13 protein-coding genes and 1 pseudogene are annotated in these 18977 nt (G+C 38.4%); 7 read left to right on the forward strand and 7 right to left on the reverse strand.

Translation table 11 applies throughout. The features are described from left to right. Nucleotides 1-222: 222 nt before the first annotated feature. Nucleotides 223-1794, reverse strand: a complete 1572-nt coding sequence (locus FFR48_RS08850) for a DUF1565 domain-containing protein (protein ID WP_236104035.1) — start codon at nt 1792-1794, stop codon at nt 223-225. 308 nt (nt 1795-2102) lie between these two features. Here FFR48_RS08850 and FFR48_RS08855 point away from each other — a divergent pair, with 308 nt between their 5' ends. Next, a complete protein-coding gene (locus tag FFR48_RS08855) occupies nt 2103-3146 on the forward strand; it encodes a thiamine phosphate synthase (protein ID WP_137667110.1) in 1044 nt (347 codons plus the stop codon). A gap of 62 nt (nt 3147-3208) precedes the next feature. After that, on the forward strand, nt 3209-3421 hold the full coding sequence (thiS, locus tag FFR48_RS08860; protein WP_096571076.1) for a sulfur carrier protein ThiS: 213 nt from the start codon (nt 3209-3211) through the stop codon (nt 3419-3421). A gap of 117 nt (nt 3422-3538) precedes the next feature. Here thiS and FFR48_RS08865 read toward each other — a convergent pair whose 3' ends face one another. Beyond that, nucleotides 3539-4813 (reverse strand): glycosyltransferase family 4 protein, encoded by a 1275-nt coding sequence (locus FFR48_RS08865; RefSeq protein WP_137667111.1) that lies wholly within the window; start codon nt 4811-4813, stop codon nt 3539-3541. A gap of 1254 nt (nt 4814-6067) precedes the next feature. Here FFR48_RS08865 and FFR48_RS08870 point away from each other — a divergent pair. Next, nucleotides 6068-7027, forward strand: a complete 960-nt coding sequence (locus FFR48_RS08870; protein WP_137667112.1) for a DUF1517 domain-containing protein — start codon at nt 6068-6070, stop codon at nt 7025-7027. A gap of 71 nt (nt 7028-7098) precedes the next feature. Here FFR48_RS08870 and FFR48_RS08875 read toward each other — a convergent pair whose 3' ends face one another. From FFR48_RS08875 to FFR48_RS08885, 3 genes are all read right to left on the reverse strand, one after another. Beyond that, nucleotides 7099-8970: a bifunctional serine/threonine-protein kinase/formylglycine-generating enzyme family protein gene (locus tag FFR48_RS08875; RefSeq protein ID WP_137667113.1), complete on the reverse strand. Its 1872-nt coding sequence runs from the start codon at nt 8968-8970 to the stop codon at nt 7099-7101. 476 nt (nt 8971-9446) lie between these two features. Further along, entirely contained in the window at nt 9447-10178 is a 732-nt protein-coding gene (locus FFR48_RS08880) for a DUF1995 family protein (RefSeq protein ID WP_096571084.1), read from the reverse strand. Nucleotides 10179-10657: 479 nt separating this feature from the next. After that, nucleotides 10658-11506, reverse strand: coding sequence for a M28 family peptidase (locus tag FFR48_RS08885; protein WP_137667121.1), 849 nt, complete (start codon nt 11504-11506; stop codon nt 10658-10660). A 325-nt stretch (nt 11507-11831) separates the two neighbouring features. On the opposite strand from FFR48_RS08885, the gene dnaK reads away from it, so the two are divergent. Beyond that, nucleotides 11832-13922 (forward strand): molecular chaperone DnaK, encoded by a 2091-nt coding sequence (gene dnaK / locus FFR48_RS08890; protein WP_137667114.1) that lies wholly within the window; start codon nt 11832-11834, stop codon nt 13920-13922. Nucleotides 13923-14107: 185 nt separating this feature from the next. Continuing rightward, complete coding sequence (locus FFR48_RS08895; RefSeq protein WP_137667115.1) at nt 14108-15103, forward strand: DnaJ C-terminal domain-containing protein; 996 nt, start codon at nt 14108-14110, stop codon at nt 15101-15103. A 73-nt stretch (nt 15104-15176) separates the two neighbouring features. On the opposite strand, the gene FFR48_RS08900 is transcribed toward FFR48_RS08895, so the two are convergent. Both FFR48_RS08900 and FFR48_RS08905 read right to left on the reverse strand, forming a co-directional pair. Further along, the gene (locus tag FFR48_RS08900; RefSeq protein WP_137667116.1) at nt 15177-15494 is read right to left on the reverse strand and encodes a type II toxin-antitoxin system RelE/ParE family toxin; all 318 of its coding nucleotides are present in this window, start codon (nt 15492-15494) and stop codon (nt 15177-15179) included. Next, entirely contained in the window at nt 15491-15850 is a 360-nt protein-coding gene (locus tag FFR48_RS08905) for a type II toxin-antitoxin system Phd/YefM family antitoxin (protein WP_137667117.1), read from the reverse strand. The genes FFR48_RS08900 and FFR48_RS08905 overlap by 4 nt, the downstream gene beginning before the upstream one ends. Before the next feature lie 196 nt (nt 15851-16046). On the opposite strand from FFR48_RS08905, the pseudogene FFR48_RS08910 reads away from it, so the two are divergent. Continuing rightward, nucleotides 16047-17677, forward strand: a pseudogene (locus tag FFR48_RS08910) (peptidase domain-containing ABC transporter); the annotation flags it as partial. Between the two features lie 405 nt (nt 17678-18082). Then, on the forward strand, nt 18083-18928 hold the full coding sequence (locus tag FFR48_RS30365) for an HlyD family secretion protein (protein WP_307722513.1): 846 nt from the start codon (nt 18083-18085) through the stop codon (nt 18926-18928). The last annotated feature ends 49 nt before the right edge of the window (nt 18929-18977 follow it).

The raw sequence follows: 18977 nt of genomic DNA on the forward strand, positions 1-18977 counted from the left end.
CCGGAAAAAGTGTGCATTTTTTGGGATTTCAAGAGATGGCAAAGAAATTTTCAAATCTTCTCCTGACTCCTGACTCCTGACTCCTGACTCCTATGCCCTCACGGAAAGACTTTCTCAGCAACCCCTACTTAAAGAAAAAATCGTTCCTATCCAACTCTTGAAACTGTCACCGTGGCGTAGCACCTGTCACCTAGCCTTCACAGATAACTTTTTCAGCAAACCCTAATTAAGAGGCTGAATAATGCCTCTCAAACCCATGCTACTCAAGGTTTGAACCATTTGATTAGCACTATCTTGACTGCTAAAAACGCCCACTTGCATGACTCTGCGACCTTGTAAGACTCTGGAAAAAGCATCAGGAACTATTGAACGCACTAATTCCTGTTGTGAGTCACTGATAACCGGCACTACAACCCGATAACGTACACCCGGACGAGTATTTGTATAGCTTCTGGGTGCTGTGGCTATTCTAGAATTACTAATAGTTTTTGGGTTATCGGGTTGTTGATTTCTCATAAGTTGAGGTGCAACAAACTCAATAACCCCTGGTTCAACCTGCACATAATTTAATTCCGATGTGTTTTGGGAATTATTTCTGGGCAAAGAACCCTGTCCGTTAACATTGGTAGTTGGTAGCTGTGGTAATTGACTATTTGGGCGTGTATTTCCCCTACTCGATAAAATCACGCCAGATGGGTTAAATTTTTGGGGAATGTTGGCAGCAGCAAAAACTATTTCTGGTTCTGTAGCTATTTCCTCTACAGGTACAGAAGTAGGTGGAGAATTTCTGACTATTGGTGCTGTTGTGCCGCTAGTATCTACATTGCCGCTAATGCGATTTTTATCAAGGTTATTGCCAGCAGCATAAACTACTTGTTTAGCAGCTTTGGCGTTAATATCATAACGACGATTATTTCTAAATTCATTACCACCCGGTTCTCTGCTATTACCTAAATCTGGTGTAGCTTGGGCAATGACTACTAAACCATCTTCTTGACTGCCTTGAATGAGATTATTCCGCAAAACTGGGCTAGTATTGGCTTGAACTACAATCCCTGATCTATTGTCTAAAATCTGATTACCAACCACTACAGGAGCCGCATTTTGGGCAATGTTAATCCCAAAACCGGTACTTTGAAAGAGATTTTCCCTAATTTCAGGACGGGCATCACCAGAAATTGTAATTCCATTAGCACCATTACCCTGAAAATAATTTTTGCGAATGCTGGGAGTCGCATTACCAGTGATGGAAATTCCATCTTGGGTATTGCTGGTAAAGGTGTTTTCCTCAACTACCGTATTAACAGATTCAATCCATAAACCATAACCACGGCTGTTAGAGTTGGTGACAGTAACACCGCTTAAACTGGATTGATTTGCACCTACAATGGCTACGTTTTGACGGCCAAAGCTGCGACTGAGATAGTCACCACCACCGACAATATTTACTTCTTTGCCTTTTTTACCAATATTTCCTTGAATAGCTACACCTGGTTTGATGATTAAGGGGAATACTTCTCCTGTGTTGGCGCTGTATGTACCAGTAGCCAGCATAATCACAGTATTTGATTGTGCTAGTTGCAAAGCTTGAGTAATTGTCCCAAAAGGAGCGTTTCGACTACCATTCCCATTTTGGTCATTGCCGATACTGGGGTTGACAAACAGCAGTTTAACTTGAGAAATTGTACTCTCGTCGTTAAATTTCTGTTCTGATCTGATGGTAATCTGAGCAATGGCGCTGCTAAAATTTGTGTCTAAAAGTGCTATACTTCCTATTCCTAAAGCAACACTCACACTTAATATTGAGGTGGGCAGAACTGAAGGTTTAAGTAGGTAGGAGCAAGTCCGCTTTTGTAAAGGGATATTTAGTAGACGCTTATGAAACTGTTGAAGGGGAGGCATAAACTTTACATAACTCCTGAAAAACACACAAATGATTTTTATCCGCTCAACCAGTCTTGTCCATAATATTCTCATATTTTCACCCAGTGCCTGTTTTTGATCCGGGTAAATTTAGTCAATTTTTCACAAAAAACCGCAAAGATGCAGATATTATTTAAGAGGCTGGATGTTTCTGTGAGACTACAAGCAGGGTTATTTTAATGGTCGAAGCCCACAGCCAAACACAACAAATACAACAAGTGGTTTATCGCATTTTAGACGCAAATTTGGATCGCGCCCGCGAAGGGTTGCGAATTATTGAGGAATGGTGTCGTTTTGGTTTAAATGATGCCCAGTTAGCTGAAGGCTGTAAGCACCTCCGTCAAGAGGTCTCTAAGTGGCATACTGCACAAATCAGGGCAGCACGAGATACGCCAGGTGATATTGGTACTGATTTAACCCATCCCCAAGAAGAACAACGAAGTTCAATTACATCTTTGTTACAGGCTAATTTTTGCCGTATCCAAGAAGCTTTGCGGGTTTTGGAAGAATATGGCAAGCTTCATAATGCCGAAATGGGGAAAACTTTTAAGCAAATGCGCTATCAGGTTTACACCCTAGAAAGCACTTTGATGGGTTATCAACGTCATCAGTTACTTTGGCGATCGCGTCTGTATCTGGTAACATCCCCGGTAGATAATTTGTTGGAAATTGTGGAAGCTTGTCTCAAAGGCGGGTTAACTTTGCTACAGTATCGAGAAAAATCTGCTGATGATATGATTCGTTTAGATAGAGCTAGAAAACTACGGCAGCTATGTCACGATTATGGCGCTTTGTTTATCATTAATGACCGTATAGATTTGGCTTTGGCTGTAGATGCAGATGGGGTACATTTGGGACAACAAGATATACCTATTGCTGTAGCCCGTCAGTTGTTGGGTCCCCAGCGGTTGATCGGTCGCTCTACCACAAATCAAAAAGAAATGCAAGGGGCAATTGCTGAAGGTGCGGATTATATTGGTGTGGGTCCTGTATATGAAACACCGACTAAAGCAGGTAAAGCCGCAGCAGGTTTAGATTATGTGAGGTATGCGGCTAAAAATTGTCAAATTCCTTGGTTTGCTATTGGGGGCATAGATGCCAGTAATATTAATGATGTCATGGATGCGGGAGCGCAACGGGTAGCTGTGGTGCGATCGCTCATGCAAGCTGAACAACCTACTTTAGTCACACAATATTTTATTTCTCAGCTTTATAGGAAGTAGGGGACTGGTGACTGGTGACTGGGGACTGGGAAGATAAATAACGTAATTACCAATTACGAATTATGTCTAATCAAATTAGTTTACAAGTGAACGGGGAAACACGCAGTTGTTTATCCCCAACGCTTTTACCAGAATTACTTCAGCAGTTGGGTTTTAATCCCCGCTTGGTAGCGGTGGAATATAATGGTGAAATTTTACACCGTCAGTTTTGGACAGAAACTCAAATTAAAGATGGCGATCGCCTAGAAGTTGTTACCATCGTCGGTGGAGGATAGAAGAGTTTACAGGTGACAGGTGACAGTTGATAGTTGATAGTTGATAGTTGATAGTTGATTGGTGATTGGGAAACATCAAATTGATTACCCAGTCCCCAGTCCCCAGTCCCCAGTCATCTAATTCAATAGACAAGAATAACGAGATTCAGGATTATATAACCAGCGGTGATAGGTTTTGCGTTTGGCTAATTCTTGTCCTTGACGACCGAGTTTTTCCCGCAGTTGTTGGTCTTGACATAATCTTTTGAAAGCTTGTAAAACTTCATAACCAGAATTGGGATCTACCAACAGGCCATTTTCTTCATGGTGGACTGCATCCAAAATACTCCCTAAGCGAGAGGCGATTACAGGTTTACCAAAGTATCCTGCTTCTAAATGGACTATTTCAAAATTATCAAAATTATCAAAATTATCTATGTTTCTGGCTTTGTCTTCCTGTAAATTTAGCATGGCGAAAATGTCACAGGCTGCATAATAATTGGCTAATTCCCGTTCTGGTACATTCCCAGCAAAATGCACTCTTTTATCCACCCGCAAACGCTGACATTGGGATTTTAGTTGTTGTTCACAAAGTCCTATTCCGCAAATTATGTAATGAACATCTACGCCAATAGTTAATAGTAAAGGAATGTTATCTATTACTTTGTCAAAGTTTTTATTTTTAATTAATTTACCGACAGAAAGAATGACAATTGCTGTTTCAGAAATGTTGTAAGTTTGACGTAAGCGGATACGTAAATCATCCAGATGACTGAGATTGCTAGGAGTACCAAACTTTTCTAGTCTTACTATTGGGTTAATGACATGAGTAGGAGTATCTAAGCGAAAAATATTTCTTAAAGTTTCTCTAATATAAGAATTGTTACAAACAATTCCTTCGGCTCTTTCGAGGGTAATTTTCAATAAAAATCGCCATAAAGGATGACGGGAAATATCAACCAAATCATTACCGTGGAGGTAGATAAAAAAGCGAATCGGTAAGATATAACTGAGTAATAACAAAGCTGGAAAATCGTAGCCGTGACACCATTCGATGTAACGGTAATGATAGCGAAAATATAATCTTATGGCTAGTAATAATGAGCAAACAAAGTTAAAAAAATTGAATAATGGCTTGATTATAATGCTCAAAAAATTACCACCAAATAAACTCAGCCAAAGACTCAAGTTAGTCCAACGATAAACAGGAAACTGTTGTGATTTATCAAATATTTTATCTCCACAGCAACCAGCAGCCAGTACAATTACTCTGTCTGGATCTTGTAAACAACGATTATAAATATATTCTCCAATGACAGCTTCTTGGGGATGAAAGATGCGGGAGATAACTAAAATATCTGGACAAGCAGTTTTCTCCCTAATTTGTGTTCCTAGTTGTGAAATATGTTCCATAATTCAGGTTGATAAATAAGCTGCAAATTTTTAAACTACAGTAGGGAACTTTTAACAGGGAACAAGGTTAAAAGCATCTAATTAAATAATGTATTTAAAATTTAATATGAAAATAGCCTTATCAATCTGTCTTCCTGTAAAGTAAACTTGATCGTGTTTAGAGATTGATTGGGAGCATCCCAAATGTGTAAATTTATTTTTATCTAGGGAAATAAAATGCTCCAAGACTTGATATGATTGAACCGCAAAGGACGCAAAGGACACAAAGATAAGAGATTATGAGAGATTTTTTAGTGTTGCTGCGTTCATTTGGTCAAAATTGGGATGCTCCTGATTGATTTTGCAAATTGTAGCTACAAAACTTGGTTCAATATATTCATGCCAGAATTTTTAATCAATATTGATTATCCCCATTTGCTCAAAAAATTGGTATCAAATTGGTATCAAACATTTGTTTCTTGTCTGCCAATTTCTTACCAAAGGAGGATTTTTAACATGATTATTTTGACACGATGAAATAAAGCTAGAGTTGCTCGTTGATATGCTCCAGTAATTATATAGCGACTGCTGGAAAAATTAAATCTAGCTGATACTTAGTAGATTAGCTTGAATTTTGCCAAAATTCATGCCAAAATGCCAAAAAGTCATGAATAAATGATACTTTAAATTATGCTTCTTCTATCAAAATGATGATTTAAATCACATAATATTTTGTAATTCCTCATAGTTAATATTATTATTTATTGTGTTGGATAGATTATAAGTATGAAAACGAAAACTATCAATAAATAGGTTGTCATTTGCTTTGATTAATACTGGTGTAATTTTACCAAGCTTTCTCAAGGTAATAGCTGATTACTGATAGCTAATTACTGATAACTGATTACTTAAACCTCCTTACCAATATGTGCTGAAAATAGGTTCTTGATCCGGAAAAAATTTATTCACTATCAAAAATAATTTAACCGAGAGGTTGTTATACCTAAGTTAAAATTATTGCTGTTAAGTATGTCATGCTCCAGAGAAGGTAATAATTAATTGATTCCAAAGTTTTGCACTGGTACAGATATTTTGCGGTACGGTTATCAACCAAGGAATCTTCGCTGTCTTCCCTGCCAAGTAGTGTGCATTCACGGTAGATTAAAGATATGGCTGACAATCCCTGCAGCAGATTGTGGTGATTATGTTCTACCTTGTCTGAATCCTAGCAATAGGAGAAAAATCTTAAAAATATTGTTTTTTGGTAGCTTGTTTATGCAAAAAAAATTACAACGAATCCTCAAACCCCTGTTAAAAATTTCTTTTGTCCTGGGTCTGGTTTTGGCTTTAGCATTGGGTAATGCTGATGGTGCTTTAGCTGCACGCAGTGGTGGACGTATTGGCGGCGGTTCGTTTAGAATGCCATCAAGCAGGACTTACACACCTCGTACATACTCACCGCCTGGGGGTGGGGGATATTATCCTGGTGGTGGTTTTGGTTTTCCTTTCCTGATACCTTTTTGGGGTATTGGTGGTGGTTTTGGTGGACTGTTCACAATTTTGATTTTCTTTGCGATCGCTAACTTTTTAGTCCAAACTTTCCGTCGTGTCACCAGTGGAGATACTGAAGAAGTAACTTATAGCAGTAACCCCAATGTTTCTATCACTCGGTTACAAGTTGGTTTATTAGCACAAGCTAGAGGTTTACAAAGCGAACTTAACCAAATAGCTGAAAAAGCTGATACCAACACTCCAGAAGGAAGAGCAGAAATTTTACAAGAAGCAAGTTTAGCTTTGCTGCGTCATCCTGAATATTGGGTTTATGCTGGTGGTGGTACACAACAAGCTAAGTTAAACGCGGCTGAATCTCAATTTAACCGTTTATCCTTGGCTGAACGTAGCAAATTTAGCGAAGAAACTCTTTCTAATGTCAACAATCAGTTAAAATCTGTTTTGGCTAAAGAATTACCCGGTGATGTGGATAACCCTGCCCGTTTAATTAGTGAAGGTCCAGGAGAGTATATTATTGTCACCTTATTAGCTGCAACCTTGGGTAAATGGGACATTCCCCAAATTAATAGCGCCGACGACTTACGTCAAGCTTTACGACAAGTTGGTAGTCTTCCCGGTGAGCAAGTTTTAGCTATTGAAGTGTTGTGGACTCCCCAAGCAGAAGGTGATACTTTGACTTCTGATGATTTGTTTGCTGAATATCCTGATTTAAAGCTGGTTTAGTCAACCTATACTCACAAAGTAAAATGTAGGGGTTTAGCAATGCTAAACCCCTATCTCATTATTGTTGACATTTAAACTTCAGCGGAAAACACCACCCGAAAACCCGACATTCTTAAACCACTTTCCGCTTCATTCCAACTGCGACTAGCACTGCGACATAGTTCCGCGCTGAAATTCCAAGCACCACCACGCAAAACCCGACGATGGATATCACCACCAACATCCCACACACTACCATTAACAGGTGCGCCATGATAATTATTATGCCAAGGATCTGCACACCATTCCCAAACTAACCCGTGCATATCATACAACCCAAAGGCATTTGCTATATCCAAACTGCCTACATCTGTTATTTTGTTGTAGAAATTACTTTTGGGTTCAATTGCATAAATTTCACTACCGTTACAATTAATTAAATCAGAAGTTACTGTTTCCCCAAAATGAAAAGATGTGGTAGTTCCTGCACGACAAGCGTACTCCCATTCTGCTTCACTCGGTAAACGATAATTTCTTCCTGTTTTCAGCGACAACCGCAAACAAAATTCTATTGCTTCATACCAAGAAACGTTTTCTATCGGTAAATTTGCACCTTTAAATTTTGCTGGGTTGGGATTTAAATCTTGAGTAACTTTGGGTAATGCTGCTACCGCTTTCCATTGTGCTTGAGTAATGGGATATTTCCCTATATAAAAAGGTTCTATTTTCACTGGATGTTGGGGATGTTCATCCGCATTACCTTCAAATTCTGGTGAACCCATTAAAAAACTACCACCAGGAATTGATACCATTTCTAAAGTGACGTTTCTATTCAATTCTTCTGCGAAAAATTGGGACTTTCCTCTGTCTCGGTAAAGTTCTCTCCCTCCTGTATCTACAGTAATAATCTCAAAATCAAATGTTTCTAAATCTGGAACAGGAACAATAATTTTTTGTTGTTTTGTAGGTGTTTCTATAATAGGGGCAAATTTTAACTCTATCGGTGTTGATGATTCGATGTTTAAATAATTGGGGAAATAATTTGGGAAATCATGTTTTAAATCATGTAACACTTCTATTGCTGACTGATATCTATCACTAGGAAAATGTTGTAGCAAATGATCTAAAATGTATGTTAATTCTTCACTAATAGTAATCCCTTTTTCTTGTAAACGTTGTTTCCATAACCATTTTGCATTCATCGGATCATACAGAGGATCTTTCAATCCATAGGTATGTTGCATGGGTAAATCTTGAGTTAATAACCTCACACAAGTTACACCCAAAGCATATAAGTCACTTCCATGACAAGCAAAACCTGCCATTTGTTCTGTGGGTGCATATCCTAATGTATAAATAGCTGTTGCTTGTCTAGCTATACTTGTTTGGGTGACTTGTTTTGCACCACCAAAGTCAATTAATACAGGTTTTTGGTCTGCATTTCTTCTAATAATATTCTCTGGTTTAATATCCCGATGGATAACGTTTTTTTTGTGAATAAAATCAATAACTGGTAATAAGTCTATTAGCAGTTGACGCACTTCTTTCTCAGTATACGTCTTTTCTTTGACTTCTTCTAGGAGTGTTTTCCCAATAATAAATTCCTGCACTAAATACAAACTTGAACCTTGTTCAAAGTAAGCTAATAAACGGGGAATTTGCGGATGGTTTTCTCCTAGTTCATACAACCGAAAAGCCTCTTCTTTGAAAAATTCTGCGGCTTTTGCTCGTTGTCCTGTTCCCTGCACTTGGGGGAAAAATTGCTTAATAACGCAAGGTGCGTCTAGTCTGTCTACATCTTCTGCTGCGTAAGTTTTGCTAAACCCACCTTCACCTAATAACCGCAAAACACGGTAACGGTTTCTGAGGATTTCACCAAATTTATCATGTCCACAAACGATGCAAAACTTACTGTAGTTGGGGTTGAAGGGGTTGGAACAATTGGGATTTTGGCAAATTTGCATGGCTGAGGGGAAGATAGCATTTTTTCCAAATTCAGCCCCAATATTTAATTAGTTATTAGTTATCACTTATTTATTTATCAGCAGTAATCAAAAAGGGTTATATATGGGCGAACAGATTTCAATTATAAGATAAAGATTAGAATAATTTTGATAATTTGTCAATGGTTTTTTAATTGTTTTTTGGTAGCTTTATATCATATTTTTGCCCTGTAAATAGTTATATAATGTCCGGTTGAACACTTATCATATCTGTGGAGGCTGGTAATTGGTAATTGGTAATTGGTAATTGGCAATTGTTAATTGGTAATTGGTAATGGAACACCTACATGGTAAGTGATTGGGCAGACATAATATTATTTACTATGCTAATTTACTATGCTGATTTTATATTTATAAACCAATAACCTGTGTAGAGAGGCTGTATACAACATCTGTGAATACCACATCTCTACATTAAGTTGTAAATTGGCGGAAACCTAACTACTCAACGCCTTGATAAACCGCTGCAAACTCTTAAACACACTGGGTTTTTTCGCGGGTGTTCCGTCAGTGGTTTGTGGTTGTTCTTTCATCAGGATCATGTCTATTTCATCACCTGATGGTTTTTTAGGTAATTCAGCTATTTTTTGATATTCGCCTGCGGTTTCTAACCACACTTCCCAATCTCCAGGATAGCAGCGCATAAGGGCGCTTTCATCATCGACAGGACGCAGATAATAGCAAGATTCAATGGTACTAATGAAACGTTTGCGGGTTTCTCGCGCTGCATAACCTATACCCACTGTACCGGAGTCTTCCAGACGGGGGTTTAACATGACAAAGGGGCGTTCACCAATTAATTCACAAAGTTTTTCTAGTTGGGGTACTTCTACGGAAGTAGGGGCGATAAACAGGAAAATTTCATCCTCTGGCTGAATTTTTGCTTCTAAGGAAGCAGTTCTTCCTGTACCGATATCTAAAATTTTAAATGGTACATCTGCCCAGTCTCGACAGGCTAAAGCGGCTGCACCAGCATCTGCAAAGAAGACTTTAAGACCAGATTCATATTCAGCGAATACAGGGAGAAATTGTTCTGCAACTGGCATAAATTTGAGTTCTGGGAACAGTAACTCAACTTGAATGCGAGTGATACCATCAGCTAAAGCCGATTTTACCGCTTCACGAGATTGAGCGATCGCATCTTCTAGGGTTTTGGGTAGTTCAGCCATAATTTACAGAAGTACGTTTTTTCATCAATTATTAAGAATAACTCGAAAACTCTAATTCATTCTGTAGGCGTAAGTAAAAGACAGAAGTAAAAGGTAATAATTTGAAATTGTGGTTAGGTGATGCAGAATTAGCCTTTCAATCACGTTAATAAAGTTCAATTTTGTGAAGAATTCGGGGATATTTTTCAGGAGTATCCCAAATATATAAGTTTATTTTTTGCTTGATTTAAAGACGTGAAATGAACTAACCACGTTAACTGAAGTGTTCCCGCAAGGTAGGACAAAAAGGACACGAAGGGAAGAGAGAAAAATAGAGTTTTTGGTGTTGCTGGGGTTATTTTCTAAAAATTGGGATGTTCCCTATTTTTCACTATAAACCAGATCGCCTTCCTGAAAAAGGATCTAATAATATACCAGGCTTTGGCTGTAAATTTTCCAAAAGAAATCGGCTATTTTTCTGTTTAAACTTTTATTCAAATTTACAAACACCTAATACCGCTTTCCAAACCTTCACAAACACCAACAAGAAAATCTAAATCCAAACTAGCAATAGTATCACTCGGTTTGTGATAATTAGGATTTCGCATAAATGCCGTATCTGTCACCATAATTGCTGGATAACCTTGATCCCAAAAAGGTGCATGATCACTTAGTCGAGTTTGGGGAACTAATAAACCCCGATTTGGTACTGGTAGTAACTGACAAGGTAAACCCGATTTACTAATAGCACTACGGATATTGACTAAATCTCCTAAAGTCCGTAAATTGCCAATTAAACCAATAAAATCTCCAGTATTGGGGTACAATCTATCTAAAAAAGCTGGATATCTTTGCGAACCAGGTCTGCAATCCCGATATCCTAACATTTCTAAAGAAATCATTAAACGTAGACGTTGCTTTTGTTGGTGTAATAAAGCTGCATAGTCAGCACTACCTAACAAACCATATTCTTCCATATCAAAAGCAACCAAGCGCAAAGGATATCTAGCAGGTGCTTGGGTAAAAATTCTGGCAAATTCTAACAAAACTGCCACCCCAGTAGCATTATCATCAGCGGCTACAGTACCAGGTACACCATCATAATGAGCGCCCACCAAAATCGGAGGAAAATCAAGCTTTTGTCTTTTCTCTTGAGCAGGTAAATTTAAAATCAGGTTATTACAACTTTTACTCCCCACTTTAAAGGTGTGGATTTCCACACTTCCCCATTGTCCTAATTCGTTGCGGATGTATTCTTGAACAAAGAAATGTCCCGCACTGGCCATATAAGGATCGCGTTCCCGTGCAATTTCTTGGAGATGATTTTGCAATCTTTGTTTTAAAGTCAAGATGGTGATTGGTGACTGGTGACTGGTGATTGGTGATTGGGAAAGAAAATTATTAATTTTGTATGAGTGCCTTTTGCCTTTTGCCTTTTGCCTTCTTTTCCCTGTTCCCTGTTCCCTGTTCCCTTTCTGCAAATGCTATCCTATGTTTGGCAAGTGACAGTTTAAGCTACAATTTCTCTAAATTATCTAAATTATTGAATTTATGGAATTAATGATGATAATTATACCATTGGGCGGTTTTTAACATCTGGTTGCAAGCGGAAAATATGCCTCCCAATCATAATATATAGATGTAGTCAAACACGCAGCAGGAGAAGAGTAACGCATGGGCAAGGTAGTCGGCATCGACTTGGGTACAACCAACTCAGTAGTCGCCGTGATGGAGGGTGGCAAGCCGGTGGTGATTGCCAATGCTGAAGGTATGCGAACCACCCCTTCTGTTGTCGGCTTCAGCAAGGAAGGCGAAAGGGTGGTAGGGCAAATGGCCAGACGGCAAACTGTGCTGAATCCCCAAAATACTTTTTTTGCAGTTAAACGCTTCCTTGGGCGCAGGTATGCTGAACTTAATCCGGATTCCAAGCGCGTACCCTACACCATTCGTAAGGATGAAATGGGCAGTATTAAAGTTGCCTGTCCGCGATTAAATAAAGAATTTGCCCCGGAAGAAATTTCAGCAATGGTGCTGAAGAAATTGGCGGCTGACGCTAGTCGTTATTTGGGTGAACCTGTTACAGGGGCTGTAATTACAGTACCTGCTTATTTTAATGATTCTCAACGTCAAGCTACCCGCGATGCTGGCAGAATCGCAGGTTTAGAAGTGCTACGTATTCTTAATGAACCTACCGCCGCTTCCCTAGCCTACGGATTAGAAAGAGGTGAAGTAGAAACCATCCTGGTTTTTGACTTGGGTGGTGGTACTTTTGATGTTTCCATTCTAGAAGTAGGTGACGGCGTTTTTGAAGTTAAAGCCACCAGTGGAGATACTCAGTTAGGTGGTAATGATTTTGACAAAAAAATAGTTGATTGGTTAGCGGAGCAGTTTTTAGAAGCAGAAGGAGTAGATTTAAGACGCGATCGCCAAGCTTTACAACGGTTAATGGAAGCCGCAGAAAAAGCCAAAATTGAACTTTCTGCCGTCAGCGTTACCGATATTAACCTACCCTTTATCACCGCTACCGAGGACGGACCCAAACATTTAGAAACTCGCCTCACCCGTTCCCAGTTTGAAGGTTTATGTGCTGACTTAATCAGTCGTATTCGTAACCCAGTCAAACGGGCGTTAAAAGATGCCGGACTATCACCTGTAGATATTGAAGAAGTTGTATTAGTAGGTGGTTCAACCAGAATGCCAATGGTGAAACAGCTAGTACAGGATTTAATTGGCATTGAAGCCAGCGAAAACGTCAACCCTGATGAAGTGGTAGCCGTAGGTGCAGCTATTCAAGCAGGTATTCTGGCAGGAGAAACAAAGGATGTCCTGTTATTAGATGTCACACCCTTATCCTTGGGTTTAGAAACCATAGGTGGTGTGATGAAAAAACTCATTCCCCGCAATACCACCATCCCCGTCAGACGATCTGATATTTTTTCTACATCGGAAAATAACCAAAACAGTGTAGAAATTCACGTAGTCCAAGGGGAAAGGGAAATGGCAGCAGATAACAAATCCTTGGGACGTTTCAAACTGTATGGTATTCCCCCAGCACCTAGAGGTATACCGCAAATTCAAGTAGCTTTTGATATAGATGCCAACGGTATTTTACAGGTAATGGCATTAGATCGGACAACTGGACGAGAACAGAGTATTACTATTCAAGGTGCTTCTACTTTGAGTGAATCAGAAATTAACAGAATGATTCAAGATGCTCAGAAATATGCTGATATTGACCGGGAACGGAAAGAAAGAGTAGAAAAACGGACTCGTTCCGAAGCTTTGATTTTACAAGCAGAAAGACAACTGCGGGAAGTAGCCTTAGAAATGGGGATGCAGTTTGCTCGCAACCGTCGTCAACGCATTGACAATATTTGCCGGGAACTGCGAGAAAGTTTAAAAGATGATGATGATCGGGGCATTGATCAGGCTTACTCAGACTTGCAAGATGCTCTCTATGAGCTAAATCGAGAAGTCCGTGAGTATTATGCTGAAGATGAAGACGAAGATTTATTTGGTGCGATTCGGGAAATCTTCACAGGTGATAAAGAACGGGAACGGGATTATTCTCCCAGAGAAACCTATCGAGAACGGGATTCTTATAACAGAGACTATGGTAGAGGCAATGGTAGAGGCAATGGCAGGGAATATGGAAGAGACTATGGTCGAGAAAATCGTTCTTCCTCTTATGATAACAGTCCTCCCCCCCGTCCCAGTCGTCCCAGCTACCAGGATAATTGGGATGATGACGATGATTGGCTGTAAATTTTAGATTCAGGAGTCAGGAGGCAGAAGGCAGAAGTCAGAAGGCAGGAGAAATGAAAATTGTAACTTTTGTCTCTTCCTATTCCCTGTTCCCTGTTCCCTGTTCCCTATTCCCTATTCCCTGTTCCCTGTTCCCTATTCCCTGTTCCCTGTTCCCACTGATAACTAATAACTGATAACTGACTATGCAAAACTTGCAAAATTTCCGCGATTATTACGAGATTTTGGGAGTCACAAAAGAAGCCTCTAGCGAAGAAATTAAAAAGGTTTATCGCAGGTTAGCAAGGCAATATCACCCTGATCTTAATCCTGGTGACAAGGAAGCAGAAGAAAAATTTAAGACTATTGGTGAGGCTTATGAAATTTTGTCCGATCCGAGTAGGCGATCGCAATATGATCAATTTAGCCGCTACTGGAAACAAAAAGGCTTTGCTGGTAGCAAACAGTCACCAAAACCAAAGGGTTGGGGAGATAGTCGCACCAACACCCGTACTAGTCAAGAGGTAGATCCCAGCGAGTTTCCTGATTTTGAAAGTTTTATTAATACAGTCATAGGTGTTAGCAGTCGCAAAGATACCAGAACTAATACTGATAGTACAACTACTAGCGACCCGTTTCGCACTCCCAGAACCAAAGTTGCTTATACAGTTAACACACCACCCCGTACTACTCGCAGAGATATTGAAGCGAGGTTAACTTTACCTCTAGAAAAAGCTTATCAAGGTGGTAATGAAAGAATACGTTTAGAAGATGGGCGATCGCTCGAAGTAACTATGCCACCTGCTATGGTTACGGGTCAAACTATCCGCTTGCGAAATCAAGGGATCGGCGGCGGTGATTTATACTTAAAAATTACTGTTGAAACCCATCCATTGTTTAAACTAGAAGGTGCAAATATTTTCTGTCAAATTCCTGTAACTCCCAGTGAAGCGGTTTTAGGTGGACAGGTGGAAGCACCCACTTTAGATGGTCCTGTGAAAATGACCATTCCCCCCGCAGTCAGATCCGGTCAAAGATTTAGATTAGCTAATAAAGGTTATCCCGTAGAAGGTGGGAAAAGAGGTGATCAATTAGTAGAAATTCAAATTGTGACCCCCAAAAATATTACACCAGAAGAAAGGGAACTGTATGAAAAATTGCGGGAAATTGAAAGCTTTAAACCCCGTGCGGATTTGATTTAATAGTCTAAATCAGGATATCCAGGATTGAAGGATGAACAGGATGAAAGAGATTTGTGCGTAAATGAACAACATTTTATTGTTCATCGTCTGTATTTTCTAAATTATGAAAAATCCCTTCTATATCTTGCGAACCATGTAAAATCCTCACAATTTCAATACCTTCATCCATAGGACGGTAAAAAATTAGGTAACTTTTTACAGGGAAACTTCGCAAATAAGCAGCTAGTTCAGGACGTTCTTTACCCATTTGCGGAAATTTGGCTAATTTAGGAAAAGTGGTTCGCAATGTATCAAACATTTTATCAGCAGCTTTGGGGTTATTTTGCGCCACATACTTCCATATATTTTCTATATCTTTTGCTGCTTGGGTAGAAATGCGAAATTGACTCATACAAAATCACTTTTATCCGCATTTTTCTGAACTCTAGCTTTAATATCTGCAAAAAAAGTAGTTAGCGACTCTTCATCGTATTCAGTGTACTCACCCTTTTCTAGTTGCTGAATACCAATGTTAATTTCATTGCGTAAAGCTGCTAATTTGAGTTTTTGCAGTTCTTCCTCAAGGATATGTAGTTTATCTAACATCTGTTGAAATGCTTGTGCTTCCTGTACTACAACCTCAGCTTTGCCATTTACAGTTAGTACCAGAGGGGATTTTGTAGACTTGATTCTTTCTACGTAGTCTTTAGCGTTACGTTTAAAATCCGTAAGAGTTTGGATATTTTGCAGATTAATTCTAGTTTCCATCGCATTTAATTAAGTCCTTTATTTAGTATTTTATCAGATGTTAAGTTTTTTTTCTCAACCAATGACAGGTGACAGAATTGAAAGTCTGTTTGTCTGTTACCGATCTGTTCTGTTAAACTTACCCAAGTCTAGACTTAACTGTACATGAGAAATTTTGGTGCTAACTTCCTGATTCAATGTAGTCTCAAAATGACTCTTGAGAGGTTTACCTTCACCCTTTATGATGCAGTTACTCACCGATGATGTTCTCGTGCGGGGAGATACCCAACTATTAACTACCGTCGCTATCGGTGTAATTACCCTCAACTTAATTAAAAGTGCCATTAGTTTAGTACAATCTCATTTGATTGGTCATTTTGGACAAAAATTACAATTAGGATTAATCCTAGAATATGGACGCAAACTTTTACATTTACCCCTAGCTTATTTTGAAGGAAGACGTAGTGGAGAAGTAGTCAGTCGCATTGCAGATGTTCACGCTGTAAATAATTTAGTTTCTCAAATTGTCTTAGGATTACCTAGTCAATTTTTTATTGCTATAGTTTCCTTGGGTTTTATGCTTTTTTACAGTTGGGAATTAACTATAGCCTCCATATTTGCATTTATAATTATTACCGGAGTTAACTTATTATTCTTACCAGCAATCCGCCGAAAAACTCGCAATATGATTCTGGTACAGAAAACCAAGGTTTTTTAGTAGAAACATTTAGAGGAGTACAAGTTTTAAAAACCACCCAAGCTACACCCCAAGCGTGGGAAGAATATCAAGGTAATTTTGGTCGTCTTGCTAACTTGGGTTGGAGTACCATGCAATTAGGACTTTATAGCAGTACAATCACAAATATTCTTTCTACATTTATTAATATTGGTATTTTTTGGATTGGTAGTTATTTAGTCATTAATCGTCATTTAACCATTGGACAATTGATTGCTTATAATAGCATGAGTGGCAATTTTCTAGGCTTTTTAAGTTCTGGGATTGACTTAATAGATGAATTTATCACTTCTCAAATAGTTATTCAACGTCTGACAGAAGTTATTGAAGCTACCCCAGAAGATGAAAATGATGTGAAAAAGCAATGGGTAGAAATTCCTGCTCATACAGATATTACTTGCACAGAAGTTAATTTTCATCACACTGGGAGAGTTGATTTATTGCAAGATTTTTCGGTAATTATTCCCGGTGGAAAAGTAATTGCTTTAATTGGTAAATCTGGATGTGGTAAAAGTACCTTAGCTAAATTGATTACAGGATTATATAAAATTCAATCAGGCAATATTCGTTATGGTTGTTATAATCAACAAGATTTAGCTTTAGAATGTTTACGAAATCAGGTAGTTTTAATTCCCCAAGAACCCCATTTTTGGAGTCGTTCTATTTTAGATAATTTCTTATTTAGTTATGCTCATATTAGTTTTGAGGAAGTTGTCAAAGCTTGTCATATTACGGGCGCTGACGATTTTATCAGCGAATTACCAGATAAATATCAAACTGTTTTAGGAGAATTTGGTGCTAATATTTCTGGAGGACAAAAGCAAAGATTAGCGATAGCTAGAGCGATAGTGACTGATCCACCAATCTTGATTTTAGATGAATCTACTAGCGCCCTTGATCCAGTGAGTGAAGCACAAATATTAGACCAACTTTTAGAGTATCGTCATGGTAAAACTACTATTTTAATTAGTCACCGTCCGCGAGTCATTCGTCGTGCAGATTGGATTGTTTTTTTAGAAAAAGGACGTTTAAAAATTCAAGGTACACCAGGAGAGTTATCTAAAGTTGCTGGTGAACATTTAGATTTTTTAGATGATGTTATTTTGAGATAAATTAATTTCTACATTAAGTTTTAGATTATTTTTTAAATTAATTTTTACATTTGCGTATTTTATGACTCTTCATTTTCAAACTTTAGCCAAAAAATAACAGATGAATAAATGTATGAAATATAGTTTTCTGGGGTGTAATTTTGTTGCCAAATAATTATTAATTCTCGATGTTTATTTGATTAACTCATAATTGATTACTGAAAGCTGAAAGCTGATTACTGATTACTGATAACTATAATTATGGCTAAAGACTCTGACTCATTAAACGCCATTTAAACCGATGAATTTCTATCACCTATTAGTCATTGGACTACCTATGGTGGACTGTTTATTCTCTGTGTTTTAATATTAGCAATTCCCGTATCTGCACTGACAAAATATAAAGTCACAGTTAAAGGACAAGGAGTGGTTCGTCCATCAGGAGAATTGCGAATTGTGCAAGCGGCCACCGAAGGTCAAATTAGGCAAATTTATGTCAAAGAAAACCAAGTTGTGAAAACTGGAGATGCAATAGCTATTATTGATGATTCCCGTTTACAAACTAAAAAAAGTCAATTACAAACTAATATTCAACAAGCGAATTTACAACTTGTACAAATTAATGCTCAAATTCAAAATTTAAACTTGCAAATTAACCCCGAACTTGATAAAATTAATCGAATTATTAATGGTGCTGAAGCTGAATTGAGCGATCGCCTCCGTCAATATCAGGATAAAAAAATTACCACCTTCTCTGAACTCCAAGAAGCTCAAGCTAATGTCCAAATTGCTCAAGAAGAATTAAAAATAGGAATAGCTAGATTAAAAATAGAACAAGCAAATTTACAATCAGCAGAAGCAGTTTTAACTACAGCGAAAACCAAGCAAGAAAGATATGCAAGCGTAGCGCAAGCAGGAGCATTATCGAAAAATCAAGTAGAAGAAGCACAACTAGCGACTAAACAGCAAGAACAAGCAGTAAAAGCCCAAAAATCAGTAATTGAAGCCCAAAAACAAACAATTACCAAACTAGAAAAAGCTGTATATGTTGCTATCACCAGAAAACAGCGTGCGAAAGCAGCAATTAACCCCAGTCATGCAGAAGTAAAAATCGCCATTGAGCGTATAGCCCAAGAAAAAGCAGCAGGAGAAAGTAACAAAGCAGCATTAGAAAAAGAACGTCAAATGACAATTAAACAGAAAGTAGAAATTGAAAAACAGCTAGAACGTGATCTTAGAGAACTCAAACAAGTAGACATAGAACTAAATTAGACCACTATTACCGCAACAGCAGATGGTATAATTACGCAAATAAACCTGC

The organism is Sphaerospermopsis reniformis (assembly GCF_005402885.1).
In the GTDB taxonomy this organism is placed as follows: Bacteria; Cyanobacteriota; Cyanobacteriia; order Cyanobacteriales; family Nostocaceae; genus Sphaerospermopsis; species Sphaerospermopsis kisseleviana.